General features: G+C 48.9%; 22 protein-coding genes. 8 read left to right on the top strand and 14 right to left on the bottom strand.

The features are described from left to right. Positions 1-12 precede the first annotated feature (12 nt). Together AC5JR3_RS17730 and AC5JR3_RS17725 are read left to right on the top strand one after the other, a co-directional pair. Complete coding sequence (locus tag AC5JR3_RS17730; RefSeq protein WP_495847875.1) at positions 13-1,947, top strand: protein kinase domain-containing protein; 1,935 nt, start codon at positions 13-15, stop codon at positions 1,945-1,947. Positions 1,948-2,160: 213 nt separating this feature from the next. Then, a complete protein-coding gene (locus AC5JR3_RS17725; RefSeq protein ID WP_495847874.1) occupies positions 2,161-3,858 on the top strand; it encodes a protein kinase domain-containing protein in 1,698 nt (565 codons plus the stop codon). A gap of 391 nt (positions 3,859-4,249) precedes the next feature. Here AC5JR3_RS17725 and patR read toward each other — a convergent pair whose 3' ends face one another. Further along, positions 4,250-5,236, bottom strand: a complete 987-nt coding sequence (patR, locus tag AC5JR3_RS17720) for a heterocyst master regulator PatR (protein WP_495847873.1) — start codon at positions 5,234-5,236, stop codon at positions 4,250-4,252. Positions 5,237-5,602: 366 nt separating this feature from the next. Here patR and AC5JR3_RS17715 point away from each other — a divergent pair, with 366 nt between their 5' ends. After that, positions 5,603-6,472 (top strand): tetratricopeptide repeat protein, encoded by an 870-nt coding sequence (locus AC5JR3_RS17715; RefSeq protein ID WP_495847872.1) that lies wholly within the window; start codon positions 5,603-5,605, stop codon positions 6,470-6,472. Positions 6,473-6,760: 288 nt separating this feature from the next. Here AC5JR3_RS17715 and AC5JR3_RS17710 read toward each other — a convergent pair whose 3' ends face one another. The 4 genes from AC5JR3_RS17710 to AC5JR3_RS17695 all read right to left on the bottom strand — a co-directional run bounded on the left by AC5JR3_RS17710 (position 6,761) and on the right by AC5JR3_RS17695 (position 12,171). Further along, positions 6,761-8,488, bottom strand: a complete 1,728-nt coding sequence (locus tag AC5JR3_RS17710) for a succinate dehydrogenase/fumarate reductase flavoprotein subunit (RefSeq protein ID WP_495847871.1) — start codon at positions 8,486-8,488, stop codon at positions 6,761-6,763. 303 nt (positions 8,489-8,791) lie between these two features. After that, on the bottom strand, positions 8,792-9,112 hold the full coding sequence (locus tag AC5JR3_RS17705) for a hypothetical protein (RefSeq protein ID WP_495847870.1): 321 nt from the start codon (positions 9,110-9,112) through the stop codon (positions 8,792-8,794). A 275-nt stretch (positions 9,113-9,387) separates the two neighbouring features. After that, a complete protein-coding gene (locus tag AC5JR3_RS17700; RefSeq protein ID WP_495847869.1) occupies positions 9,388-11,184 on the bottom strand; it encodes a purple acid phosphatase family protein in 1,797 nt (598 codons plus the stop codon). Between the two features lie 204 nt (positions 11,185-11,388). Continuing rightward, the gene (locus AC5JR3_RS17695) at positions 11,389-12,171 is read right to left on the bottom strand and encodes a hypothetical protein (RefSeq protein WP_495847868.1); all 783 of its coding nucleotides are present in this window, start codon (positions 12,169-12,171) and stop codon (positions 11,389-11,391) included. A gap of 346 nt (positions 12,172-12,517) precedes the next feature. On the opposite strand from AC5JR3_RS17695, the gene AC5JR3_RS17690 reads away from it, so the two are divergent. Together AC5JR3_RS17690 and AC5JR3_RS17685 are read left to right on the top strand one after the other, a co-directional pair. Further along, the gene (locus tag AC5JR3_RS17690; protein WP_495847867.1) at positions 12,518-12,760 is read left to right on the top strand and encodes a hypothetical protein; all 243 of its coding nucleotides are present in this window, start codon (positions 12,518-12,520) and stop codon (positions 12,758-12,760) included. A 3-nt stretch (positions 12,761-12,763) separates the two neighbouring features. Next, positions 12,764-12,934 (top strand): hypothetical protein, encoded by a 171-nt coding sequence (locus AC5JR3_RS17685; protein ID WP_495847866.1) that lies wholly within the window; start codon positions 12,764-12,766, stop codon positions 12,932-12,934. A gap of 59 nt (positions 12,935-12,993) precedes the next feature. On the opposite strand, the gene AC5JR3_RS17680 is transcribed toward AC5JR3_RS17685, so the two are convergent. The 3 genes from AC5JR3_RS17680 to AC5JR3_RS17670 all read right to left on the bottom strand — a co-directional run bounded on the left by AC5JR3_RS17680 (position 12,994) and on the right by AC5JR3_RS17670 (position 15,918). Next, positions 12,994-14,976 carry a DUF8370 family protein gene (locus AC5JR3_RS17680; RefSeq protein ID WP_495847865.1) on the bottom strand — a complete coding sequence of 661 codons (1,983 nt, stop codon included), beginning with the start codon at positions 14,974-14,976 and terminating at the stop codon, positions 12,994-12,996. Positions 14,977-14,996: 20 nt separating this feature from the next. Beyond that, complete coding sequence (locus AC5JR3_RS17675) at positions 14,997-15,473, bottom strand: hypothetical protein (RefSeq protein ID WP_495847864.1); 477 nt, start codon at positions 15,471-15,473, stop codon at positions 14,997-14,999. A 178-nt stretch (positions 15,474-15,651) separates the two neighbouring features. After that, entirely contained in the window at positions 15,652-15,918 is a 267-nt protein-coding gene (locus AC5JR3_RS17670; RefSeq protein WP_495847863.1) for a Precorrin-3B methylase, read from the bottom strand. A 133-nt stretch (positions 15,919-16,051) separates the two neighbouring features. Between AC5JR3_RS17670 and AC5JR3_RS17665 the strand changes: the two genes are divergently transcribed. Then, on the top strand, positions 16,052-16,312 hold the full coding sequence (locus tag AC5JR3_RS17665) for a hypothetical protein (RefSeq protein WP_495847862.1): 261 nt from the start codon (positions 16,052-16,054) through the stop codon (positions 16,310-16,312). A 72-nt stretch (positions 16,313-16,384) separates the two neighbouring features. On the opposite strand, the gene AC5JR3_RS17660 is transcribed toward AC5JR3_RS17665, so the two are convergent. The 6 genes from AC5JR3_RS17660 to AC5JR3_RS17635 all read right to left on the bottom strand — a co-directional run bounded on the left by AC5JR3_RS17660 (position 16,385) and on the right by AC5JR3_RS17635 (position 25,749). Then, the gene (locus tag AC5JR3_RS17660; protein ID WP_495847861.1) at positions 16,385-18,346 is read right to left on the bottom strand and encodes an ABC transporter ATP-binding protein; all 1,962 of its coding nucleotides are present in this window, start codon (positions 18,344-18,346) and stop codon (positions 16,385-16,387) included. A 132-nt stretch (positions 18,347-18,478) separates the two neighbouring features. Further along, on the bottom strand, positions 18,479-19,432 hold the full coding sequence (locus AC5JR3_RS17655; protein ID WP_495847860.1) for a type IV pilin-like G/H family protein: 954 nt from the start codon (positions 19,430-19,432) through the stop codon (positions 18,479-18,481). 182 nt (positions 19,433-19,614) lie between these two features. Next, a complete protein-coding gene (locus AC5JR3_RS17650; RefSeq protein WP_495847859.1) occupies positions 19,615-22,854 on the bottom strand; it encodes an efflux RND transporter permease subunit in 3,240 nt (1,079 codons plus the stop codon). An 83-nt stretch (positions 22,855-22,937) separates the two neighbouring features. Continuing rightward, positions 22,938-24,347: an efflux RND transporter periplasmic adaptor subunit gene (locus AC5JR3_RS17645; protein WP_495847858.1), complete on the bottom strand. Its 1,410-nt coding sequence runs from the start codon at positions 24,345-24,347 to the stop codon at positions 22,938-22,940. A gap of 140 nt (positions 24,348-24,487) precedes the next feature. Further along, on the bottom strand, positions 24,488-25,327 hold the full coding sequence (locus AC5JR3_RS17640) for a M56 family metallopeptidase (protein ID WP_495847857.1): 840 nt from the start codon (positions 25,325-25,327) through the stop codon (positions 24,488-24,490). Continuing rightward, a complete protein-coding gene (locus tag AC5JR3_RS17635) occupies positions 25,327-25,749 on the bottom strand; it encodes a BlaI/MecI/CopY family transcriptional regulator (protein ID WP_495847856.1) in 423 nt (140 codons plus the stop codon). Before AC5JR3_RS17635 ends, AC5JR3_RS17640 begins: the two co-directional genes overlap by 1 nt. Positions 25,750-25,873: 124 nt before the next feature. On the opposite strand from AC5JR3_RS17635, the gene petJ (AC5JR3_RS17630) reads away from it, so the two are divergent. Then, entirely contained in the window at positions 25,874-26,212 is a 339-nt protein-coding gene (petJ, locus tag AC5JR3_RS17630) for a cytochrome c6 PetJ (RefSeq protein ID WP_495847855.1), read from the top strand. A gap of 192 nt (positions 26,213-26,404) precedes the next feature. After that, complete coding sequence (petJ, locus tag AC5JR3_RS17625; protein WP_495847854.1) at positions 26,405-26,740, top strand: cytochrome c6 PetJ; 336 nt, start codon at positions 26,405-26,407, stop codon at positions 26,738-26,740. Positions 26,741-26,742 lie beyond the last annotated feature (2 nt).

Here is a 26,742-nt window from a genome sequence, read left to right as displayed (position 1 = left end):
CCCTGAAATCAAATGACACCAGCACTTTTAAACAACCGATATCGCATCATTCGAGCGCTGGGTGCTGGTGGCTTTGGCGAAACCTTTCTTGCGGAAGATACTCAAATGCCTTCTGGGCGTCGCTGCGTCCTCAAGCAGCTAAAGCCAGTCAGCAATAATCCCCAGATTCAGCAAATGGTAAAAGAGCGGTTTCAACGGGAAGCCGCCATCCTAGAACGACTGGGGGAAGCTCATCCCCAAATTCCCCGGCTGTATGCTTACTTTGAAGTAGAGGGGCAATTTTATTTAGTGCAGGAGTGGGTGGAAGGAGAAACTCTCACCCTGCGCGTGCAAGAACGAGGACGTTTACCGGAAGCAGAAGTCCGAGACATCCTGGTCAGTTTGTTACCTGTGCTGGATTATGTCCACAGTCAGCGCATGGTTCACCGGGATATCAAGCCGGATAATATTATTTTGCGTACGGCTTCCCAATCTTCGCCCTATCCTATTGTCGGGAAGGGAGAGGTTCCGGTGCTGATTGACTTCGGTGCGGTGAAGGAAACGATGGGGACGGTGGTGACATCGGGAGGTAATGCTACTCAGTCGATTGTAATTGGGACGCCGGGGTTTATGCCCTCCGAACAGTCGGCAGGGCGTCCGATGTACTGTAGCGATTTGTATAGTTTGGGGCTAACGGCGGTTTATTTGCTGACTGGAAAGCTACCGCCGCAGTTGGAGGTGGATTCCTTCAATGGGGATATTTTGTGGCGTCACCATGTGCCTAATCTCGATCCGCATTTTGCGGCGGTGCTGGATAAATCGATTCAAGGACATCCCCGCGATCGCTACTCTACCGCAGGCGAAATGCTGGCTGCCTTAAATAGTGCAGGTATGGCGGGGGTAGAGACGGTAGCGAGTACAGTACCCCCCACGGTACAGGTGATGCCTTCTCCCTCCTCAAATTTGCCGCCAACTATCGCTAATCCTGTACAACCCCTTCAACCTTCCCCACCCTCTCAACCGACTCAAACTCTCCCCACGACGCAAACACCTGTAGCGACTCAGGAGAGTGGGAATGGGAGCAAAATGATTCTTTTAGCTAGTGCGATCGCGGGCGGGTTGATTGGTGGCTCTATTTTGATGGGTTTGATGCTAACGCGATCGCCCCAACCCCAATCTCAGCAATCTGTCGAATCTCCTCTTCCTGCAGATTCCATCGCCACCAATCCCCAGTCCGAACCGTCTCGTCCGATCGTCAATCCTGCGCCACCTGAATCAACGGAACCTGCCCAATCGAGCAATATCATGAGACGGGTGAGATTTGCCAACGGCGAAACAGGCGCAACACTACGCGCCTACGCAGCGCCTAACCAAACTCAACGCTACCTAATTAACTCTGGCAGAGGACAATGGTTTACTGCCCAAGTTGAGCAAGGCAATGTTGATGTCGCGGTAATTGCCCCCAATGGACAAATCCTTGGTACAGCCTCTCCCCAGTGGGAAGGTTCTCTCCCCAGTTCCGGGGATTACGTTGTAGAAGTTTCCTCAGCAAAGGGTTCTGACTACGCCGTCAGGGTGGATGTCGTCTCTGAAAATCCCTCCGCTGCGAGTACTTCCCGCTTAGATCAAGTTCTCCCCAGTTACATGGAGGCGGCTCTCCCGGCAGAAAATGTGATGATTTCTTGCCCAGATAGCAGCGCTGTGTATCTGTTCGGAGAAACCGCAAACTTCAACTTCGCTGTCTGTGGGGAGAATAATAATCCTCGGTACTACATTGGACGCGGTAAGAAAATGGGTAACAGCATAACCGTTCCCTGGAAAGGCGACGGCTTCTACAACGGCAACTATCTTTACGACGTGCCAGACTTCCGTGCTAGCGATTTTTCTAATAATGATGAGTTGCGCGTTTATCAAGGCGATCGCTTGCTAACTAATGAACAGATTGTGCAGCTCTATCGCCGTCCTTGAGCAAAATGAAAATAAACCTGACTCAGACTTAAGTATTGACAAGGTAACTAAAATGTGTGTATGCGATCGCGTGATTAAAGAGATGCGATCGCTAGTGGCTTAGATTCCCAACTTAAAGAAGTCGAGGATCTCGCCTTCACAAATCAATAAAATTAAAGAGAATTGGTATCAATCTATCTACCGATCGCAAATCCGCAAAGTTTGGGGTAATTCATGACGCCAACGCTCTTAAACAATCGCTATCGCATCATTCGAGCGCTCGGTGCGGGAGGATTTGGCAATACATTTTTGGCAGAAGACAGCTACATGCCGTCAAGACGCCAATGCGTGATTAAGCAGCTTAAACCCGTCACTCACGATCCTTTAGCGCATCAGCAGACGCAAGAACGCTTCCAGCGAGAAGCTGCCGTCTTGGAAGAGTTGGGCGAAGGGCACTCTCAGATTCCCCGCTTGTATGCCTATTTTTCTGAGGGCGGGCAATTCCATCTTGTGCAGGAATGGATTGAAGGCAATACCCTGACGCAACAGGTAGAACAACAAGGCAAGTTTAGCGAAGCGGAGGTGAAGGATATCCTCGTGAAGTTATTGCCTGTGCTGGAGTATATCCACAACCAGCGCACGATCCACCGGGATATTAAGCCGGATAACGTGATCATCCGCAAACGGGATAACTTGCCCGTGCTAATTGATTTTGGTGCGGTGAAAGAGGTGGTAACGACGGTGGTAAATACGCCGGGAAACGCAATGCATTCCTTGGTAATTGGCACGCCGGGGTATATGTCGAGCGAGCAAGCTTCGGGACGCCCCACCTTTGCTAGCGATTTATATAGCTTGGGGTTAACAGCGGTATTTTTGCTGACGGGGAAAACGCCGCAGCAGTTGGAATCCGATCCTCAAACTGGGGAGACTTTGTGGCGTCAAGAGGCTGCCAATGTCCACTCAAACCTAGCCTCTGTAATCGATCGGGCGATTCGATTTTATCCGCGCGATCGCTTCGCCTCGGCAACAGACATGCTCAACGCCCTGCGCTCTACTCAAGCCCCCTCAATTGCCCAAACTGTAGCCGTTTCTCCCGCCCGATACCCCGCCCCTCCTACCCCTGGCTTACCTTACACTTCCCCTGTTAACCCTGCGCCTGTGGTAAAGCAACCAGGAGGGCAAAATACCCAGGTGATCGGTTTAATCGTTGCCGCTGTTTTACTAGGGGCGGGGTTGGCAGTTGCGGCTATCCAAAACCAACGTCAACCTACCGTTGAAGAACCGATTACGCAGGAAATCCCCACCGCCCCAGAGGAACCCGTTACGCAACAACCTCCCACCACCTCAGCACCCCCTGCCGTTCGCCCCTCCCCAAACCCTATCCGAGAAACTCCTCCCCCCGTTGTGGCACCATCCCCGGCACCGATAGTAGAGTCCTCGCCTACAGAAGCGATAACACCATCCCCGGCACTTCCTGAGTCTCCCGCCCCAGCACCGCCAGAGAATCAGGAAGCGCCCCCGCCTGTCGCCAGCCTGACGGGATTTCCCGTGGGAACGCCGGAAAGTCAAATCAGAGGAACCTTGGGTAATCCCACAAAGGTTAGCGGAGGGTTGTGGAATACCAGGGCGGTACTTTACGAAAACTATGTCCCGGATCGGGTATCTTTCGGATATCTGTTTGACAGAAATACTGGTAGACTGCGCCAGAGTGAAGCCGCTTTCGCGTCATCGGTAGAACCGGAGGTAATGGTACAGGTAGTGAATGGAATGCTCGGCGGTGGTGCTTCTAGGGAGATTGAGGAGGGAGTCGAACGGGTGCATCAACGCCAGACGAAGCAATACTCCTTTCAGACAAGTGGCTTGAAAGGGGTGGTAGAACGGAACAGTAGCGATCGCATTTACATTGGCATCTGGGACGCTAATCTGCACTAAGCTGTGACGCTATGGGGAGATAAGGGTGCGGGGGAGCAGGGGAGCAGGCTTCGACGTGAGACTTCGGCGTGAGCGCGGTTCCTGAGCCTGCCGAAGGGCAGTCGAACGCTCAGCCGAACGGGAGCAGGGGAGCAGGGGATAACTACACCCACACTTCATACTTCATACTTCACCCTTCATACTTCATACTTCACCCTTCATACTTCACCCTTCATACTTCACCCTTCATACTTCACCCTTCATACTTCATCCTTTCTCCCCGACTCACCGACTCACCGACTCACCGACTCTCTTCATCCTTCACCCCATCAAAAGAATTCTCCCCTGTTGAGTTCTGAGTTGAAACGTCTTGAGGATTCAAAACTTAAAACTCAGAACTCAAATCTTTTCGTCAACTATCTTGCCCGTCACTCGGCGGATCTTTGCGCTTAATCGGTTTGGGAACTTCCCGACGTTGAGGCGGAGTTCCGGCTGTTGGGGCATCTTTGCGAACCGGGCGAGGGGTAGAAGAGGGTCGGTTTCCGCTCCGAGGACGATTGCCGAAGGGCGGTCTTTTGCCTCGTTTTTTCACGGGAACAAGACCGATATCTGTTGCTTGTTGAACAACCAACACGTCTTTTTGCAACTGTACCTGCAAATCCCAAAAATGACCGACAGCGCGATCGCCGAGATTTCCTTTAAGGTTTAGCTTGAAGAACTTAGTTTTTTCCGATTCTCTGCGAGGAGCCTGCTGAATTTTGATGACGAGCTGTTCTTCTTCTTGGGAGTAATAAATCACTTCACCACGAATGGAAAAATAGCCATCTTGCATAGTAGTGGAGGCAGAGTCAGTTTCAGATTTTCCCAAGACCACTGCTCCTGAGTCTTCTGTGTCTGATTCGGGACTGCCGAGTTTTTCAGGTTCCCAAACACCTGTGTCTGATTCGGGACTGCCGAGTTTTTCAGGTTCCCAAACACCAACAATTTGAACATGCAAGCCCTCCTCTAATTGCCGGGTGCGAGGATAAACCACCCACAGGTGGTTCTGGCTTAAGTCCAGGTGATTTTTCACCAAACTCATCACCCGACCTAGCAATACAGCATCAATCAATGTCCCCTCGCTTGACAAGAGAGTGCCTCTAGTCATTTGTTCGGCAGAAGGCATGTATTGACCCTGAACTAGTCCTATGGCGCGGTATTGTCTCGGTTCACTGGGCGGGGGAATGGGCTGCTGACGTTGGATAGCTGAGGATGCTGCCTCAGGGGAGTCAGTCATAGGGGTTGACTCATTGGTTTTATTCGCATCGTCCGATGACATCGTTGGCTCTTGGCTTTGCAGATCAGGGGAATTTGGTGGCGTTGTGCCAAAAGATTCTGGTGACTCGGAAGACCGGTTCACAGAAGGACTCATATAACCTCCTAGCGGCGGAGACACTTTCCCCTGGTGGGGGTCAGACCGACGCGGTAAAACGTCATTTTCTTCACTACCATCCCACTGTTTGGCTGTTTTTAAAGTTTTTAGCTTTAATTTAACCAAATTTAGACAGGCGGATTGTAGAGAAGACAGGGTGTTAGTCTGCTCATTGTACAAAATGCAGCGCTCAACAAGGTAAATCCGTATAGCTTAGAAAATATTTAAGTAAAAATACCTGTAATTCCGGGTGAATCAGCAATACGGCAATGGAGATTGTGAAGTGTTGCTGTTGGGACGGGAGAAAAAATCGACGCGTGGGTTAATAATGTCATAAGAGTTCAAACAAGTTCAGTGTCTCAAAAGCGCAGTCCGTGGATCAGTGTGGTAATAGTGCTGGCAGTGCTGGCATTCGTCGGGATTTCGATGGTTCCCTTGTTAGGAAATGTTTTCAGTGAAAGCCAGCCTACAGTCGGAGCTACACCCACAGCATCACCCAGCCTGACAACAGCTAAGAAAGCTGAACTGGAAGAGCAGGCCAGAGGCTATCAGTTGGTTGTTCAGCGAGAGCCAGATAACTCCACAGCGCTGCGAGGGCTGTTGGAGGCACGGTTACAACTAGGAGATATCCCAGGAGCGATTGAGCCGTTAGAAAGGCTGGCAAAGCTTAATCCTGAACAAACGGATTACGGCGTCTTGCTGGCTCAGGCAAAACAACAAGCAGGCGATCGCGAAGGAGCCGCTACAACGTACCGCACCATTTTGTCCACAAAACCTGGAAACCTGAAGGCGTTACAAGGATTAGTCAGTTTGCTGTTGCAAGAAGACCGCCCAGAAGCAGCGATTGGCTTACTCCAAGACACCTTGAAGGCAGGAACGCAAATCAACAGCGTGCAGCCGGAAAACAACATTGATGTCACCTCTGTACAACTGCTCCTCGGTCAGGTCTATGCCAACGAGCAGCGCTATACCGAGGCGGTCACTATTTACGACGAGTCGATCAACAGCAATAAACAGGACTTTCGCCCCGTATTAGCAAAAGCAATGGTGCTGCAACAACAGGGAAGAGAGGCAGAAGCTAAATCCCTATTTACCACTGCCATTTCCCTTGCTCCTGCCCAATACAAAGACCAAATCAAACAACTCGCCACCCAAGCGACCGCCAGCGCTACTACCCCTGGTGTCTCGCCCGATGTCTCAGAAACCCCAGTAGGCGGAAGTTAAGGATGAAGTATGAAGGATGAAGTATGAAGGATGAAGTATGAAGGATGAAGTATGAAGAGAGTTGGTGAGTCGGTAAGTCGGTAGGGGCAAGGGAAGCCTGTGCCCGTACACTTTATCACCCCTACACCTCATCCCCTCATCTCCCTCTCCTTCTTTTACCTCCGTGCCCTCTGTGCCTGGTGTGGTTCATTAAAATCTCCTGCCCCTGTGCCTCTGCTCAGGACTCAGGACTCACCGACTCAGGACTCAGGACTCACCGACTCAGGACTCACCGACTCAGGACTTTCTTCAATACTTCCGCTCTTTTGGTTCAAACAAGCTCAAATTGACGGCAGGGTAAGCCAGGTCAATGCCTGCGGGGGAATAGAATGCCATCGTGTGCTTGAGGAAGTTGGTGTCGTCTCGTTCGGGAAAATCTTCTCGGTAGTGGGCACCCCGGCTTTCTTGACGCTTGAGGGCGGAGGTGAGGATGATTTCCCCAACAATTATCAAATTTCGCAGTTCTAGGGCTTCGATAATTTCGGTATTCCAGCAACTCCCCTGATCATCAAGGTAAATTTGCCCGTATTGGGCTTGAAGCTGCTGTAATTTTTGCAAACCTTCACTCATTACTGATTCAGAGCGGAAAACACCGCAATGCTCAGTCATGCAGTCCTGGAAGGTTTGACGAAGCTTTCCGATGCGGGAGGTGCCGGGTTGGTCGAGGAGCGCTTGGATTTGCTCTTGGGCAGCTTTTAGGTAGGGTGCTGCGTTAATTTCTGGTAATTTACGGTTTTGGACGTACTGCGCGATCGCCCCCCCGGTTCTTTTGCCATACACTACGCATTCCAGCAGAGAATTACTTCCCAGTCGATTAGCACCGTGAACTGAGACACAGGCAGACTCACCTGCGGCAAAGAATCCCTCCACCAAACCATCTGCACCACTTTGCACCTGACCCTCTGTATTTACAGGAATTCCCCCCATTGAATAATGGGCAGTCGGTCGCACTGGCATTGGTTGATGCACGGCGTCAATCCCCAGTAAGCGGTGGGCTTCTTCCCAACAGAAGGGAATGCGGCTCATAATCTTTTCTCGTCCCATGTGACGCAGGTCGAGGTAAATATAGGAGCCGCCCGCACTACCATCGGGATGAATGCCCCGTCCGGCACGGATTTCTCGCCCAATTGCCCGTGAGGTAATATCGCGGGGAGCTAGTTCCATTTTGTTGGGCGCGTAGTTTGCCATAAAGCGATCGCCCTCGGAGTTAATTAGATACGCTCCTTCCCCCCGCACGGCTTCAGAAATCAGCACGCCGACTGGATACAACCCTGTGGGGTGAAACTGCACAAACTCCATATCCTCCAAAGGCACGCCAGCGATCGCTGACATCGCCAAACCATCCCCCGTTGAGGCAAAGTCATTCGAGGTCGTATTAAAGACCCTGCCATAGCCCCCCGTGGCAAACATCACCGCTTTGGCTCGTACCACCTCCAAATGCCCGTCGAGGATGTGGTACATCAAGATGCCCTTTGCCTGACCATCCTCCAAAATCAACTGCATTACGTACCACTCATCGTAGAGTTGTACGCCATTACGCCGCAGGTTATTCACCAACTCGTGCAAAATCGCGTGACCTGTCTTATCAGCGGCGTAGCAGGTACGGCGGTGGGAATGCCCGCCAAATGCCCGTTGAGCGATGCGCCCATCTGGCAAGCGGGAGAACAAAACTCCCAGATGTTCTAGGTCAATTACTACATCAGGCGCTTCACGGGTGAGGATTTCTACCGCATCCTGATCCGCCAGGTAATCTGAACCTTTGACAGTATCAAAAGCATGGGCTTCCCAACTATCGTCCGCATCGACATTTTTTAGCGTCGCCGCCATCCCGCCCTGCGCCGCAACGGAGTGGGAGCGAATTGGATGAGTTTTAGCAATTAAAGCGACATCCAAACTGGGATCGGTGCGTTTAATCTCTAAGGCGGCACGGCATCCAGCTAAACCGCCGCCGACAATGATCACATCGTGTTCTAGCATCTTTGTGTGAGTTCTGCAATTCCTCTCTCCTACTATCGTGACGCAAAGAAAAACTTCCCTCCCAAAAGGGAGGGAAGTTCTTCATCTTGGCGATTGGGGTGAAGGGGATACTAAGTCCTGAGTCCTGAGTGCTGAGTCCTGAGTAGGGGAGAAAGTATGAAGTGTGAAGGGTGAAGGGTGAAGGGTGAAGGGTGAAGGGTGAAGTATGTTCGGCGAAGCCGTTGCCGAAGGCTAGGGTGAAGTATGAAAGAGGTTGTTGGTTCTCCCCTGCGCCCCTGCGCCCCTGCGCCCCTACTCCCTGCCTCAACTTGCTGCTTGTGCTTGTGTTGGGTTTTGATTGGGCGTGTTGCCACGGACAGTTTCTGTCGTTTCGATTTCCTTCATCGGCGACAGCTCAATGTGATTGAGCAGTGTGGTGACGAAGGCAAAAAGCAGAAAAGGCAAAGACAATACTAGAATTAGCCCTACTGTCAGTAACGCGTAGATTTGGCGCTCGGCACTCCATAGTGCCAGTGCTGAGGCAAGTGAAATGAAAATAACAATTAACCAAATGATGATTTGACCATAGATGTCGCCAAAAGAAAGGGTGCAGGCGAGGCGATATCGTGGTTTTTGGTTATCCATAGGTTTCCTTTAAATGTTCCTTCCTATAACGTTCTAGGTTAAGTCTTGCATTAATGTTCGGGAGGTTTCTATATATTTTTAAAAGGGTTGAAACATAACTTTACAGTTTTTTGTGAGCTTATTCCCTATTAAAAAATCGCATCCCTCTTGAGCAGGAGATGCGACTGGCTTGACAAATTGGCAAGTATTACTTTTTGTTTCTAGAAAACTTTGAATGCGGAAAGATGGCGATCGCTAGGCATCGATCCAGAGACTCTGTAACGGCACCTAGCCTGCTACTCAAGCGGTGTCGTCAGCTTAAACTGATCAAACTTCACCACCTCTGATTTGGGTTTTTGCGTATCGAAATAGTAGCTAGTCACCGTTCCCGCCCCCGTATCCAAAATACTGAAGGCGGTAATGTCATTACTGGCGATATAGGGTAGCGGCTGGTTATCTTCTCCGACTAGGGGAGCGATACTGGGCGCGATCGCCTCTAGCCCATTTGGATCGCCTGTTGCCACGTATCTCTCGCTGTAGCCTGTTGGTACAGGACGCTCTTTATCGCCCAAAAAAGCACCGTAACTGTTACCCACATTAGAGGTTTCCAAAAAGTGCATTCCCTTCGGACTCAAGAAGCGATTCCAGAGATGAGAGTGTCCAAAAAATACCAACTGCACCTGTGCCGATTCCAGCAGGGGTAGCAAATCCTGAGAAATATAATCTTTGTCCTGCGGGTACTCGTAACGAATCGCTCTAATTTCTCCATCTTCGTCCCGCTCAATTTTCTGCACCGGATCGGTGTAGGCAGGCACGATGTTATCACCTAGGGTATGGGGCGGATGGTGCAGCATGACGATTTTGTACTTTGCCTGCTGAAACTCTGGGCTATTGAGTTCCTGTTCCAGCCAAGTGTACTGAGGGCTACCTTTAGCGATGGGTTCAAAGATGTGCTGTCCGTAGCCCCACTGTGCGGGGTTATTCAGGTCTTGCTCTGACTCTTTGTATCTGCCTCTAGCATTAGCCTCAAGGCTAGGATTCCGCCAGATATTGGTGACATACAGCACAACCAAGCGCACATCCCCAAAGGTCACAGCATAGTAATTCTCATTCCCCTGGTCCTTCTGCGGCAGAGTAAAAATTTCGTTGTAGGTATCAGTGTTGAAGGAGTTATCTTTCAGCCACGCTTCACGCACTGTGGCGTCGTTCGTAGGGTTCAATTGCTGGGCATTTTTTGTGTAAAGTGCCTCAGCAGCATGACGAGGATAGGCATCATTCAACTGGTCGCTGAGACTATTTGAACTGGAAACTCGCCCCATTACTTCATGATTGCCGATGGTTGGAAATAAAGGAGCGTGTTGAATTAACTCACCGCCTTTGTAAAGAGTCTTGACGCCATTTTTTTTCAGTTCGTAATTGGCACGTCCTTGAATGACGGGAAAGAACGCCCCACCGCGATTGTCATCAAACCACTCAGAGGCGCGATCGGGTACATTAACTAAATCTCCGGCATGAAAAACAGCATCCACCTGACCGACTGTTTCCACAACCTTCTGAAGATTCGCCGCTGTCATGGGCATCAGTTGGTAATCGGAGGTGAGGAGGATTTTTAGCGGCGTTCCGGGTGGTGGAGTAGCAGCCAGGGTGAAGACTTCGCTATTCACACTCTGGTTATCTTCCCGAAGGCTAGTGACGCGATAGGAAATCCGATCTCCTGGTATTAAACCTGTCACCTCAGCTTCATGACGCCAGATGTGGCGCTTTATGGGTTGTTGGTAAATCTGCCCTGTTTCTGTTTGTTCTCCGACTTTGGAGTTTTGGTCTTCTTGGGTGCGGGTGAGTTGGGTTGTTGTGGCGATCGCTTTTTGGTTCAGTTTTGAACCGTAGGTGACAAGATGGCGAAAACCTGCAAACTCGGTAAACCAAACAACTTTTACAGATGTCTCAGTTGGGAGTTGGAGAAAGGGTTCGGTCAGCAGTAGCGGCGGAGATGGCATGAGAGCTTGGCTGATTGATAGAGCAAAGACCACTATCAGGGATGTTAAGACAACACTTGCAGTTTTAGGGATGCGGCGGGAGGAGCGCTTCACCATGGTAGTTAGTCGTTAGAGCCTCCCCAACCCTTTTCGACTAGGGCGAGAAGAAGAACAGATCTGGCAAAATTCACTACTGAATGTCAGGCAAAGGTGTTTTGAGGATAGTCTTGTTGGCGATCGCGCTCCTCTCCCAGAAGTGGCGATCGCACTGTAGCAGCCAGCACTCCCAAACTGATGTTTTGGGCAGCACATTCTATGGCATTAGTTGATCTCGACTTGCAGTTTGTAAGTAGCGTTGCCACGAGTGCCACCGACAACCACCGAATAATCCCCAGTTGCGGGCAAGACAAGGCTTGAGTTGGTTGCTTCTTGCTTGAGCGTCTCACCATTGGGAGCAACGACATCAAACACAGCATTATTCTCAACAGACGTAATGTTGAGAGCCATTTTTTGATTGGCTCTAGCATTTAGCAGATAGGTATCTCTATCGCCACGCACAACCGCATTTTCAACAACCGCAGAATTACTACCAGAAGCAAAACTCAGGCGACGGTCACCATTGCTTTGATCAGAATTTAAAGCAGAACAGTCAACTTTTTGATATATATTTCTATCCGTATCTAAGGTATTTTCAGTTAACTTCCAGGTTTCCTGGGAGCTTTGAGTATCGTTTTCGATATCCGTGGTCACATCTAGCTTCAATTGCTCGCCAGATAATGTACCTTTAAGCACTTGCTGATAAGAAGTGAAGTAGCCTTCCTTCTCATTGCGAATCACTGCTTCACCGGTTCCAGTGACGCGATTGTCTGAGGCAATGCTTAATCGAGTGGAGCCAGTGATAGTCTCTTCAGCAATTTTAAAGCAATAGTCTCCGGGGGCAAGGCTCTGGCTCGATGCAGATGGCTCTTGTTGAATAACAGCTTGCTCAGATTCAACCGTGGTAGAGGCTGGCTGTTCAGTATTGGTAGCCTCAGAACAACTGGTTATCAAGAGCAGGAGGGAAAAGAGACCGAAACCTAGGGCTTTGGAAAATCTGTTGTTCATAATTTTTAGTGACTAAGAGAAAAACCAGAGTGCACAGTTATGCTTCCCCGGAAAGTGTCCCCATTCCGGAGCAGCGATGCAATTAATATAACCAGTAGTTTTTCTGAATAGTGATAAATGTTAAGAGAAGAGTTGATTAATAAGTTTTTCATGATTAGATTAAAGTGATTTTTGATTTTGCACAAAATTGCGTCAAAAGTGCAATTTTTAATAGGATTATGGTTGCTGAACCCGCCATCCTTGCACAGGAGGCGATCGGTAAATTGGAAGCAGCCATCACCGAATTGCAGGGAATTTTGCAAGAATTGGGTGAGGAAATCAGTTTGTAAGTACAGAGGTAGCGACGATGGAAAGTATTAAGGTACGGCAGCGTGTTGGGCAAGATGGCATTCTCCATCTCGATATTCCTGTTGGACTAACAGAACGAGAGGTGGAAGTGATGGTCATTTATCAGCCTGTTTCATCACCAAAAGTAACGGGGCGATCGCTAGAACGGTTCTATGGCATCTGTGCTGATGATCCTATTGTCCTTGATGATTCAGGAATTTCAGAGAGCCTTGATGATGACCTTGCTGGAGCGTTTGACTAGAGAATGCGTTACCTGCTCGACACGAATGTTTGTGTGATGTATTTGAATGGTCGCTCGGTGTCGGTGCGCGATCGCTTGCATTCTATCTCCCTTGAAGAGATGGCTGTATGTTCGATAGTGCGCTGCCAAGCAACAACCCAACTCGAACTCTGGAATGGCAACAGGAATTTTTAGGGCGTTTGCCTCACTTCTTTTTGGGGATAAGGCTGTGATGCAGAGCATTGCCTAACTTATCACTTTTTCGCTAAATTCTTGTACCACTGAGTAAAGGTCGGCATATGGGTACGAAAAAAGCTTTCAATGTCAATTTCTGCTTCGTAGCCTAAGCTCACAAATGGTGGAAACATTGACACTGCGCCCTTTAGCTTTGCGGCAGCAGGTGTACCCGGTTTACTCACTTCAATGTAAATCTTCTGCAAAAGCTGAAGTACTCCATTAGGATACTGGCTGCTATTTTGCAGTTGCCCCACTTGCTCTACGAGTTCTGCAACTACGAGTTCTGCTTCTGGTTCAGCAATTTCCACCTGGGTTGAGCGTACCGCTAGAAGCCGCCAGTATTCTTCCTCAAAAGGACGCATCTCCTCACGTAGCTTCTGAATTCCTAATTCGATACGAGTTTTTTCCTCGAAGGGAGCTATACTTTTAGCCTCTTCCCTACCTTCTATCTGCTTGCGAAGAAGTTCTAGATTCTTTTCAACTGCACGAAGACGATCATTTGACATTTGCTTAGATTCTGAGGGTGCAAAAGAAATATTTGGTTGATCTAAAGTCGCATCAACAACAAAAAATTTAAACGCGAGTTCTCCAAAGCTTATAGCTTCAATTTTAGTAAGAGCTTTGTTTATGCACTCAAGTTCTTTTCTTGTATACGGAATAACTAGAAAATAACGATAATTGGTTTTATATGATTCTATATGTGCTGGAAGCTTGCCCAAATCATCCTGAGTAATGTTTTTGCTATTTTTAGCAAGCTTTAACTCAATCAAAGCTTGGTTTTTGTATCCTGACGAAAAGCTAAATTCAACAATTTTTTTGCCTAAATCTGATTCTTTAGATATATTGACTTTGTTGATAGAGCAATAACCTAAAATTATCTCAACTAAAACGCTTCGAGCAGTAGACTCCTTACAAGGTTGACAGTCAACTATCTGGCTACATGGTTTTTTGACTATATTCCATAGAAGCTTATTTCCATCTTGCTCTTCAATAAACAATCTAAATCTATCAATTAAAAGTTCGATCCACTGAACGAATTCTTCATTGTTTGAAACAGATACTTCAATTGGATGAGAAATAATAAAAGAATAAGCTCTTTTTTCATTTCTATATAAGTTCTCACGGTCAACTTCAAGATCGTACGGTTTTATATCTGCATCATTCTCAACATAATCTACATACTCGCGAACCCACTTCGGATGTCTTTCTGCTAAATCAACAATATGTGACTTATTAATTTTTTTAAATTCTTTTTCAATTTCGTAGTTTAAATCTGCTCTTAGTTCTTCATTCTTGTTGTCTTGGACATAATTCTTGAAGCCATCAGCTCCAATTGCATGAGTTGCACAAAGAAAAGCTTTGGGTACAAGGATTACAGCCCTTTCTCCTCTATTGAAAAAAGGATTTCCTGGTAGGGTATAAACTCGACCTTTGTCCCAACGCTTGTATTCATAGTCAAATCCAGCATTTTCAATTACATGAGATATCGTAGGAATCTTGAATATATTACATACTTGTTGAGTATATTCAATTAATTCAGGCTTAATAATATTTGCTGTAGCATCGCTAATTCTATCCTTACCAATACCTAATGTAAAAATTTCTATTTCTTCAAAGTGATCTAGCCCTGTATAACCAGCAGAAGCCAGTTTCAATAATGCATCAGCAAAACCTTTAGAGTAACCACCTCCAGAACCCGATCCAGCAGTTCCTCGCTCAGAGAACCCTAAGCATAATTCTTTCACCTCTGGAAACTTAAGTACTGCTTTTAATTTGTTATAGGCTGTACGTGAGTTCACAGCCTCATGAGCTAATTCAAAAGCTGAGTTAAAGAAAGTAAAAAACTTTTCTTTGGCATTGCTGAATAAAGGAATATCACTTTCAAAAACAAGGAAAGGATCTATAAATAAAAGTGTATCCGAAGACATTTGGGGATCGAACCAGTCCTCATCCTCTGCTGTTGGAATGTTATAAGATTGAGAAAAATATTTTAGCTTCATTCTACTCTTTTTTTGAAAAATTACTCTTCATATATATTCAATGCTTCGTCAAGTATAGAACGAGCTTCTTCTGCTTTAGTTGATGCTTCCTTATATCGCAAACTAACTTGAGCAAAATCCCTGATAATCTTAAGACCTTCCTCAATATTCTTAAAATCTTCTTTCGCTAAAATTTTCTCGGTGAAGAGAACATCTATATGTCTTCGAGCTTGCAAAGCTTGTTCATTGAGTTCCTGCATTCTCTGCCTTGAAACAGAAAGCTTATTAAGAACTTTTACAGCTTCAATGATTTTATTTTCATCTTCAGCCATTAAATCTTGCTCTTTAATTTCAATGAGTTGCCATGTACTAAAGCCTTCAGGCAGTTGAATTTTTAGATAGCCTGCGTTAACAAGTTCAACAACATTCTTCAAAGCCTTATATCGTGCATTATCGGAATCCGAGCCTGCTACTCTCAATAATAGTTCTGGACATTGAGGAAGTGTGTATGCAGGCATCAGGTGCTATGTTGGTAGGCTCTGTGCAAGCTATTTCAGCCTTTGATTACTCAAAATTTATTATACATTGACTTAACTTTATAAGCTTTCACTATGTCAATCGAAAAGAGGCTTGGAACGACGGCAAGACCTGATTAAGGGTGCGATCGCCCTATCCAAACCCCGTAAAAGAAAATTACTACTTCGACTTTCGTTTCGACTTGGGCGGCGTTCGGTGTTCTCCAAAGTATTTTTCACTGCGGTAGCGAAGCCACACCCGCAACTGCTGCGGAATCTTGTCTTTTTGTTCTTTCGTCAGAGTATTGTAAAGGGCTAAAGCGCGATCGCGTTCTCCCCGACAAGCCGCATTATTATGAGCATCCCAGTAACTACGGGCAACCCGAATCCGCCGACAGACTTCCTTAATTAGTGCTTCTCCCGTGAGGGGATGTTCCGGCTTCTTCATAGTTCAATCAAAGCTTACTCGTGCAATCGTAGCCTATGAAATTGGCGATCGCCCCCTGCCACAGATTGCCTTTATTCTGCCGTAACGCATCGCCCATGCTAATCTCAACCTTAGTTCTTTACCGCGATCGCTCATGGGTAGCCAATCTACCGCCAAAACCATCTTTCTGCTCGCCTCTATGGTGGGCTGGCTGCTTATTGGTGCAGCTTTGATCTATCTCTCTCCCTTCCTCGCCGATCGGTTAGTGTCCTCCGATCTCACCCATCTCTGGATGGAGAACCTCAGCCGTGGTGGTTACAATCCCCTGCTGGCTTGGGTTGGAGGAGGCATCACTCTAGCTGTTGTCGTCTTGGCTAACATCATCTGGCACCAGCGGTTTGAAGGCAAGATTTAGAGCAGAAGTTAGTTCTAAAAAAATCACAATCATAGCCACATCTGCTCCCACCTTAGCTAACCTGTCGCAACCTTAATTCACAGCCCAGGGATCTCTGACTGCAGATAATGGCGCAATACCCCGTCCCGCTTGTTGCTCTTGGATGCGTTCCAAACTCCCTGTGGGAATCGAGGCGATCAGTTGACGGGTGTATTCCTTTTCCGGTTCGCGGTAGATATTTTCCGCCAGACCAATTTCTTCAATCCGTCCTTTGTTCATCACCATAATGCGATCGCTCATAAATTTCACCACGCTCAAATCGTGGGAAATAAAGATGTAAGTCAAATTAAATTCGGCTTGTACTTCTTTGAGCAAATTGAGTACCTGCGCCTGCACAGATACATCTAATGCAGAAACAGATTCATCGCAGATGATAAACTTCGGGTTCAAGGCTAAAGCCCTGGCAATGCATACCCGTTGACGTTGACCGCCGGAAAACTCGTGAGGATAGCGATTTATCCAGTTGGGGTTTAAACCAACACGCTCTAGTAAATAAGCAACGCGATCGCGTCTGACTTTTTGATTACCTCCCACACGATGAATTAACATCGGTTCGGCGATCGCCTCTCCAATCTTCATCCGAGGATCGAGGGAGCTATAGGGATTTTGGAAGACAATTTGCATCTCCCGTCGCAACTGTCGCAGGCGATTCCCCTTGAGACGAGTCACATCTTGATTTTCAAACTGAATCTCGCCACTGATGGGCTGAATTAGCCGCAGCAAAGTCCGCGCCAGGGTAGATTTCCCGCAGCCCGACTCCCCGACTAATCCCAAAGTTTCCCCAGAATAAACCTCAAAGGAAACCCCATCAACCGCCATGATGTAACGTTGAGTTGCGCCAAAAACGCCCTGGACAGGAAAGCCGACTTGCAGGTTGCGGACGGCGATCAAAGGGGAAGAAGTTTTTACAACATTAGAGGGTTTATCAGTTACCTTTTCCCTTATTTCTAAGCCCTCATCTGTAACTTTGGGTAATACGTCAGGGGATTTTTCTTTAATAGCTTGTTCCCCATTTTCTGCCGTCACAACTTCCATGAAATCTGACACAGTCGGTAGGTATGGCAGAGTCTGGTCGAGGCGCGGGCGACAAGCGAGTAACCCTTTCGTGTAGGGATGCTGAGGATCGGAAAAAATCTGCCAAACATCACCGCTTTCGACAATTTTGCCGTTATACATCACTGCCACAGTGTCGGCAATTTCTGCAATCACACCCAAATCGTGGGTAATGAAAATCATCGACATCCCCCGGATGTCGCGCAGCTCCCGCAACAAATCGAGAATAGTGGCTTGCACCGTAACATCCAAGGCGGTTGTAGGTTCATCCGCAATCAACACATCCGGGTTACAGGAGATCGCCATGGCAATCATTACCCGTTGCAACTGACCGCCGGAAAGTTCGTGGGGATAGCGTTCCAGGATTGCCAGTTTTTGCTGATTAATGTGATGATTAACTTCCTTTTCTCCCGGTAAAGATTGACCGAGATCTAGCTGTTGGAGGTTTTCTAGGTAGCGTTGGCGCAGCTCTTCATCGCTAGGTAAGAGTTTAACTTCCTGAAGACGGGCGATCGCTTGTCGCCGTGCTTCTGCTTGGGAAACGTTCTGGTGTTGGCGAATCGCTTCGGTAAGCTGAAACCCACAGGTATAGACCGGGTTAAGGGAACTCATTGGTTCCTGGAAAATCATCGAGATTTGACCGCCCCGGTAAAGGCGCTTTTGCTCCGGAGTGAGCCTTACGAGATCCACGGGTTCTAGGGGGCTGCCATCTTGGGCAAGATCGTGAAAGATAACTTCGCCGTCAGTTACTCTACCGGGGGTAGGAACTAACCCCATAACTGCCAAGGAAGTGACGGATTTTCCTGAACCCGATTCGCCAACGATTCCCAGGGTTTGACCGCGCTTCAACGTAAAGTTAATGCCGTTGACTGCCAAAACCCGTCTTGCGTCAGTGAGGAATTCTACTTGCAGGTTGCGAACGTCAAGAACATGATCAGTCATGGCAATCAAGAACGAAAATTAATTGAGATTGTAGCAATCTCTTCCCTTAACGATGGGTTAATCTGGACATTTTGTTATGATTGGCTGTCAGCGATCGCTACTTTCACTTCCGTTTCAGCCCGCTTGTTAACCTCACTGTAGCTGTAATGCTTTGGAACCCACAGGACACTGAACCTCTACAGAACCCCTGGTAGGAGCCTGAGGCATTACAGGCGGCGAAGTTGAGGGCTGCTCGGTTTGGCAAACCTGGGCAACGGTTGTTTCTTTCCCGTTTACTTGAGTGACAAATACAGCCCCAGTGTAGCTAGGTAGTGTGGCATCCTTAGCCGTTGCCGTTACCATCACACTTTTCTTGTTGTCTCGTTGAGGCACAATCTGGTAGAGATAGGACTCCGTTTCTGTCCTCAGCCCAATGCTCACATCTTCAATGGCATTGGCAAAATTTCCCTGTTCCACATAGTGCGCCTGCTGCACCATCGTCAGAGCATACATATAGTTTTTGGCTTCACCTTCGGGCGATCGCGTTTTCGCAATTTCCGCTTCTAGTTCGATCACTTCGATGTCTTCTGGTACGGTTGTTGCCTCAGAGGTTTTTGTAAATTGTGTCGTGTTGGGTTTAAACGCCGTTTGTCTAGGCTGTCCCGGTTCCAATCCCTCTAAAGGCAAACGCAACTTACCATCAGCCGTAAATTCAAAAATTGTCGCCGCCACTTGCTCAGGGCTGAGCTGGATATCTAGTTGCATCGGTTGGGTGGTGGTATCGATGGCGTACTCTACCTGAAGCGCCACTGAAGTCCCCTCAGGCGCAGGTAACACTACAAACAGTTTATTGTCAGGGGCAAAGATAAAGGTAAAGACTTCCTCCGATGTCGGGTCTTTGGCTTGCCACTGCCCTAAAAGTTGCCTCTGCACCGCGTTCTCGGCAGCCGATTGTTCTTGAGCCGCCGCAGGGGGAGCCAATTGTGCAACGCCAAGTGAGGCTCCCAGCGTCCCCAGCATTGCTAGTAAAAGACCTTTGGCAATGAACTGGCTAGGTACGGAGAAGTGAGCTAGCCGCTGATGGGGGTTGAAGACGGTGTTAACCATAAAGCGTTCTGGGAAACTTACTGGATTTTAACAATCGGTTGCAGGCGTGGACTGGTATTGAGCTACAGACGTGAAAAACCGCAACAGATGAAGAGTACATTCATAGAAGCAAAAGTGGGGCGATCTGTTCCTTCTATCTTGATGGGGGGAGCTTGAGGAGGCGATCGCGTTCCTTCTCTTGCTCAGGTCTTGCTAGACACAATATCCAGCGTATCGATCTGTACAACTTTTCTTGTAGGTTTGCGGGGTGGTTTGCCACTAAACCAGTCGTGGAGAAGGGTGTAGAAGCAGGGAATGATGAATAGTGTCAATAGAGTGGCTAGGGATAAACCGGAAAAGACAACCACGCCCAAGGGTTGCAGAAACTCTGAACCTTCGCCAATTCCCAGTGCTAGGGGGAATAATCCTAAAACTGTGGTGATGGTAGTCATCAAAATCGGTCGCAGGCGTTGGGGGGCGGCTTTGAGAATGGCACTTTTGCGGTCGATACCTTCTGAAGCGTGGATTTGGTTTGCCAACTCCACCAGGATGATGGCGTTGTTGACGACAATCCCCACGAGGAGAACGGCACCGACTAGCACAGTTGCGCCGATGGCGGTTTGGGTGATAAATAGTCCCATTATTCCGCCAGCTAGGGCGAGGGGAACGGTGAGCATAATCACCAAGGGATCGATGAGCGAGTTGTACTGCACCGCCATCACGACAAACACGAGGAAAGCGGCAAGCCCGCCGAGAGTTTTTAGCGAGTCTTGCAGTTGCTGATTGGTTTCGCTAGCGGAACTCGGGATGACGCTGACACCTTCCGGTAAGTCGAGTTGGGAAATCACTGATTCGGTTTGAGCGATCGCATCGCTCAAAACGGCTCCTTCTGTCAGATTTCCGGCAATGATAAACACTTGGCGCTGATTAATCCGCTGAATCTCACCCGGTGCAGCCCCTTCCTCAATGGTTGCCACATCTCCCAGACGGACTTGATTGCCAAATAAGGGTAATTGCATTAACTGAGCCGCCCGTTGCAAGGCTCCTCGCTCCAGTTGCACGCGCACATCTACCAAACGCTCTTCCCGTTGCAGTTGTGTGGGAACCGACCCCTCAATTGCCGTCTGGATGGTATTGCCTATGTCCTGTGTCGTGAGACCAAACTGCGCCACCCGCTCCCAGTCGGGGCGAATCTGCACTTCCGGCTGTTGGTCGTCAGCATCCGGACGAAACTGCGCCAGGGTGACTTGCTCGTCTAAGGCTTGCAGCACTTGCTGCCCTGCCTGGTTAAGTTGTTCCGTATCTGGTCCTTGCAGAATAACATCAACTTCTGCACCCCGTATGGGTGAGTTAGTTAAAATAATCCCCCGTACTTCACCCGGACTGAGACGGAGGCGAGAGCCGACTAAGTTCAGCTTGTCAAACTGCGGCGTGACGCGGGCAACAAACGCCTCAACATCGCTACCCGGTTTCAGGGAAATCGTGCTGGAACCCCGCAAAGGATTTGCGATGGTGTTGCTGCCAAAAAGAAAGCCGCCGGACGTGGTAAAGACGTAGTCGGTTTCTGGTTGAGACAGGAGGATGTCATCCACCATTGTCATCACTTTGCGATTGTTTTCTAGGCTGGTACCGGGAGGAAGGGAGGCAAACAGTCTCGCTTGTCCAGTATCGATGCGGGGCAGGATTTCTTGGGGAATTTGATTGACGAGGAAAAAACTACCGCCGCCTAAGACTAAAAAGGCGATCGCAATGACGACAATTCGATAACGCAGCACCATCTGCAAAAAGCGCCTGTAACCATGGGTTGCTGCCTCAAAACGGCGATTAAACTGCTGTAATAGCCAAGAATTTTTTACCCCACTAGAACGACGTATCCCCAACAAGCGGGAAGTCATCATCGGCACGACAGTTAGCGCTACCACCAAAGAAGCAGCAACAGAAAAGCTAATCGTCAAAATTAATTCATTAAATAGCAGTGAGATGAAGCCACCAATCAGCAAAAATGGCAGCACGGCGACTAAGTTTGTACTCGTGGAAGCCACCAGGGCTGATTCCACTTCGCGGCTGCTAGATGCGGCTTGCTGGATAAAGAACTCGGAACTGCGGCGTGGCTCTTTTCCTCCGTCGGGAGTCATCCCCATTCCTGTGGAGATATTCTCTAACATGACAATCCCGTTATCTACGACGATCCCCACACCCAGCGCTAAACCGCCCAGGCTAAAAACGTTCAGGGATAATCCAAACAACTTCATCAAGATAATTGCTGTCAGCGTGGCTAGGGGAATTGCGAAAACGATAATTACCGTTTGCCTGAGAGAACCCAGAAATAACAGCACAGCGATCGCGGCTAAAGCCGCACCGATTAAGCCAGACGTTGTCACATTAGAGATCGAGTTGCGAATAAAAACGGATTCGTCTTGCGTGGCAACCAGCTCTAAATCTTCCGGAATTAAACCGGACTGTCGCAGTTCGGCAATCCGTTTTTTCACCCCATCTACGACGGCAATTGTGTTAGCATCCGCCTGTTTTTGAATACTCAGTTTAATGGCTTGTTCGCCATTGAGGAAAACGTAAACCCGTTGTTCTTCTGAACCGTCGATGACTTCGGCAAAGTCACGCAAGTAGACTAAGGATCTTTGATTGAGAGCCGACTCCTCGGAGCTAGCATTACTCACCTCAAAAGAGATATTGCGAATTTCTTCAGAACTTTGGAAGCGTCCCACGGTACGGGTTAAGGGTTCTGCCTCATCACCTTCCAAGCGTCCTCCCGCTACATCCTGATTGCGTTCTCTGAGGGCATTCAATACCTCTGTTAAGCCAATACCTAATGATTGGAGGCGATTTGAGTCAATTTGCACTCGCACTTCTTCGCTGACGCCACCAGAAACATCTACTGATGCCACGCCAGAAACGACTCCTAGTTCGCGGACGAGTTCTTCCTCGGCAAACACTCGCAAATCGACTTCTTCTAAAGAAGGCGATCGCAATGCCAATTCGTAAATGGGTGACTGTGAAGGGTCAGCTTTAAACAGCGTCGGTTGCTCCACTGTATCTGGGAGGCGACCCCGCGCCTGGTTCAAGGCGGCTGTCGCATCATTTAGTGCTTGGTCAATATTGCCCCCCGGTTGGAAGAACAAATCTACACTCACTCGTCCCTCACGGGTTTGGGAATACACCTGCACCACGCCTTCTGTCGTGCTTAAGGCGGCTTCTAAGGGTTTGGTGACTTCTTCCACCGCTACCTCCGGCGAGACTCCGGGCACATCTGCCCGCACCCCAATCCGAGGATAAGTAATGGATGGCAACAAATCGACCTGAATCTGCGTCAGGAAAAATACCCCAAGTACCAGGGTTGCCAGCGTTAGCATCAGCGTGCCAATGTGACGGTAAATTGCCGTGGCGCTGAGGCTAAATCCTGCGGGTGTCCGTTGTCCGTTGCTCATGTTTGTTCAATTATTGGGTTGCCACCGAGTCCTAACAAAGGGCGGATTTACCGGGGTTAGCAGTTATTCCCTACCCTTATTTCTCATGATTCTTCTGACAGAACGCTCAAGCGCACAGATTCGCCATCTTTAAGCGGTTTGCCACTCTGGGCAACAAAACGCTCCCCGGGTTGCAATCCCTCCAGGATTTCCACCTTGTTATTGGTACGAGTGCCAACTTGCACCGAACGAGCCTCAACTTTTGCCTCTTGTCCGTTCCCTGTAACCACAAACACAGTTGACGAGGAGGGAGTCTGTTGTTGAGAAGCCTCTGTCTCAGCTTCCCGGCTCCCTTGCCCCCTGCCTTCTTGCAATGCCGACTGCGGCACCACAACCCGCGCTGTCTTGCTCCCTCCAAAGCTCACCCGTGCTAATAAGCCACTACCAATACGAGCATTAGGGTTAGCAATGGTGACTTCTACGGGTAACTGACGGGTGGTATTGTCCGCAACGGGGGAGATGCGAGTCACTTGTCCGGAAAATTCTTCATCTTTCAAAGCATCTAAGCTGACCTGCACAGACTGCCCGACTTGAAGCTCGCCAACCCCTAACTCCGAAACGGGAACGACTACTTTGACGCGGCTAAAGTCACCGATTTTGATAATTTCCCCGCCCGGCTGGATGAGATTGCCCGGTTCGCTCGTTTTCTGTAGCACGACGCCGTTAAGGGGGGAAGCCAGGAGGGCGTAAGACTGGCGTTCTTTTGCCTGAGCAAGAGTGGCGCGTTGGGCAGCGACTCGACCTTGAGCGGCGGCGACGGCTTGCTGTTCGGTGGCGATTTGGGAATTTGCCGCATTTAGGTTTTGTTGGGCAGTCACGGCGGCGGTTTGAGCGAGTTCGGCTTGTTGTCGGGATATTGCTCCGGAGGCAGCAAGCGATCGCAATCGTTCAGCATCCACTTGTGCCTGTTGTAGTTCTGCCTGTGCCCTTGCCGCTTGCGCTTTCGCATTGTTTACCTGCGTCTGAGCGCGGGCAACTTCTGACGTCAGGGTGGCAAGTTCTGACTCTGCTTGATTAACAGTAGTCAGCAGTAAGGAATCGTCTAACCGAGCGATGATTTGCCCCTGACTAACGCGATCGCCCACTCCCACTTGCAGAGCGAGTAACCGCCCTTCTATTTGGGATCGCACCGCTACTTCCCGAATGGGTTGGGTGGTGCCGACATAGTTCAGGGGTTCGCCTAGGGTGCCAGGGCGGGCAACGGCAACTTCTACAGGGGTTGTGCCTCCTCCTCTTTCTGCACCAGGGGTACGCGGTTGAGCGCCAGCTTCAGTTTCACTGAGCAACCCACAGCCAGATAAGGCGAGGAGGGAGCCTGCTACTAAAAACTGGATGCCCAAACTCAACGGCGATCGCCAGGGAGACAAACTCAAGGAGTAACGGTGTTGAACAGCCAGGTGCTGTTTTGCTGAGGCTTTATTAGGGCGTGTTCGCAAAATAGATGTTCCTGTCACAAGGGAGCGTTTTGGCGTTCAATTTTTTACCAATGTGCTTAATCCGACAGAGAAGTGCTAAGTCTGTAAACTCATAAAATCTCTAATTTGTCAAGCTATTTGGTCAAGCTATTCTCTAAAAATAATCAGCGCTTTTGTAACTAATTATGAAGCGGAATTGCCATTAGCGGTAACAGGGATAAAATTCCCCAACTCCAAATCCAGGAATTGGACTGAATTGACGGTGGTGCCTCTAAAAGGGCATCGATCCGCTCCTGCAAGCGATTACGCGGCGCTGGCTGACTAAAGGCAGCACAGATGCTTTCCGGTGCGGCAATCGAGGTACTGACGACAATCAACAAGGATTCTGCCAGTAGCAGCGGATCGACTCGTTCTGCTGCCCAACGATCTGCCCGGAGTTCCCGTAAAACAAGGAGTTCCTGCCACAGGGCTTCTGTATTGGGTAACCAGAAGCTCAGGCGACGTAGCCAACCCAGCCAGAAAAACCAAAAAGTATCCCGGTAGTAGGCATGACCTTGCTCATGGGTTAAGACTGCGTTGAGATGGTTTGGGTTCAAAGTTTGTAATAATCCCTGGCTGACAACTAGTTCTGGCTGCCAGAAACCGACTTGAGCGCTGAATAAAATTGGCTTGTCCAACAGACGTGCGGAGGTCGCCTGTAGATTGATTTGAGGATAGGTGCGAATTTGTTGTAGCGATCGCCAACCTTCCACTGCTAACTTCAAGCAAAAACCAAGAGCTACTCCGACACCTCCCAGCACCAGCCAATAGCTAAACCAATCCGTATGTAGCCCCAGCATTCGTCCTTGAGGCCCCATACACAGCACCGCCAGCGCCGTCATCAGCAGCATCAGGGGAGGTAAGGCAAATAACAACAGCGATCGCTGCCAGCGTTCTGCCCAAGTTCCACTGGGTTCTATCCAGCTCCATCTCAGCCCGTAAGATAGCGCCACAGCCAGCAGAATCATCACTAGATGCATTACGAGTCCTCCTCTGTTGCTCGACGCAGGGCTTGCAGGCGTTGCGCGATCGCTTCAATTTGCTCGACACTGGCAGCATCCAGGCTATCGGCAAAAGCGGCGACAATATCAGGATTGCTGACAGCCAGAAATTGATTGAGTCGAGCGTGGGCGTTTAGAAGCTGTGCTTCCTGGCGTGAAACTAAAGGTTGCCAGCAAAAAGCACGCTCTGTTTTTTCGCACATTAACCAGCCTTTTTTCGTAAGACGGCGCAGCACCGTAGTGACGGAGGTATAAGCCAACTCCCGCTCTGGATCGCTCAAAATTCGTTCGTGCACATCCTTGACTGTTGCCGAACCAAGTTCCCAGACAATGTGCAAAACCTCGGTCTCCAAAGGGCCAAGAGAAAGTTTTTGAGGACGGTGAGGAGGAAGAGGTGCCATTTGTCCGGGTTAGTGAGTTAGAGAAATGATCTTGAGCGAAGTACGACAGCTTGTCTTTTGACGCCGACTGTAGCTCACTTCACAATGAATAACGATCTTAATGCTTACTGGTTGTGAGAGGAAAATGCTTTTAAAAACGCTACTGTCGGTACTAAGTTTAGCGATCGCCTTCTTCAGCTTGACAACACACCCTGCCCTCGCGGCTGATCCCGCTGGTGGAGCAAAAATTTTTGGTGCTAACTGTGCTGCCTGTCATACCGGGGGACGCAATGTCGTCATGGCAAGCAAAACTCTCCAGAAGGATGCCCTAGAGAAGTATGGCATGGACTCCATGGAAGCAATTGTCCAACAGGTAACGAACGGCAAAAATACCATGCCAGCTTTTAAGGGACGTCTCAGCGCCAATCAAATTGAAGATGTCGCTGCCTATGTTTTAGAACAAGCAGAGAAAGGCTGGAGTTAAATCAAATCTTGGCTGGGGAGGGGCAATTTGGCCCTTGATGGTTCGGCTTCTCCCTTTTTGGCTCAATTAGCCAGCTACGTAGGCGATCGCCCTTGACAACGTCTGACAATTTATTTTGACGCGGAGAACTTTTTCCCTCGATAATATGGGGCGCTACCCTAACTCTGGGTAGCTATTTTCAGGAGAACTCAGTTGAAAAAAATTGTATCGATTGTCTGGGTCGCGATCGCCTTGTTCACCGTTGTCCTCTCTCAACCCGCTTTCGCGGCTAACACAGTCAAGGGAGGTAGTATTTTCGGGGCTAACTGTGCCGCCTGCCATCTTGGTGGTCGCAACATCGTCGTAGCCAGCAAAACTTTGAAGAAAGCCGCCCTGGAAAAGTACGGGATGAACTCACTGGAGGCAATTACAAATCAGGTAAAGAATGGTAAAAATTCTATGCCTGCCTTCCGCCGCCGTCTAAACGAGCAGCAAATTGAAGATGTTGCCGCTTATGTTTTAGAGCAAGCAGAGAAAGGCTGGCACTAAGT

The sequence above is a fragment of the Kastovskya adunca genome, from assembly GCF_059505785.1.
Note: the sequence above shows the minus strand (reverse complement) of the source record. Positions and strands in the feature narration are given on the sequence as shown.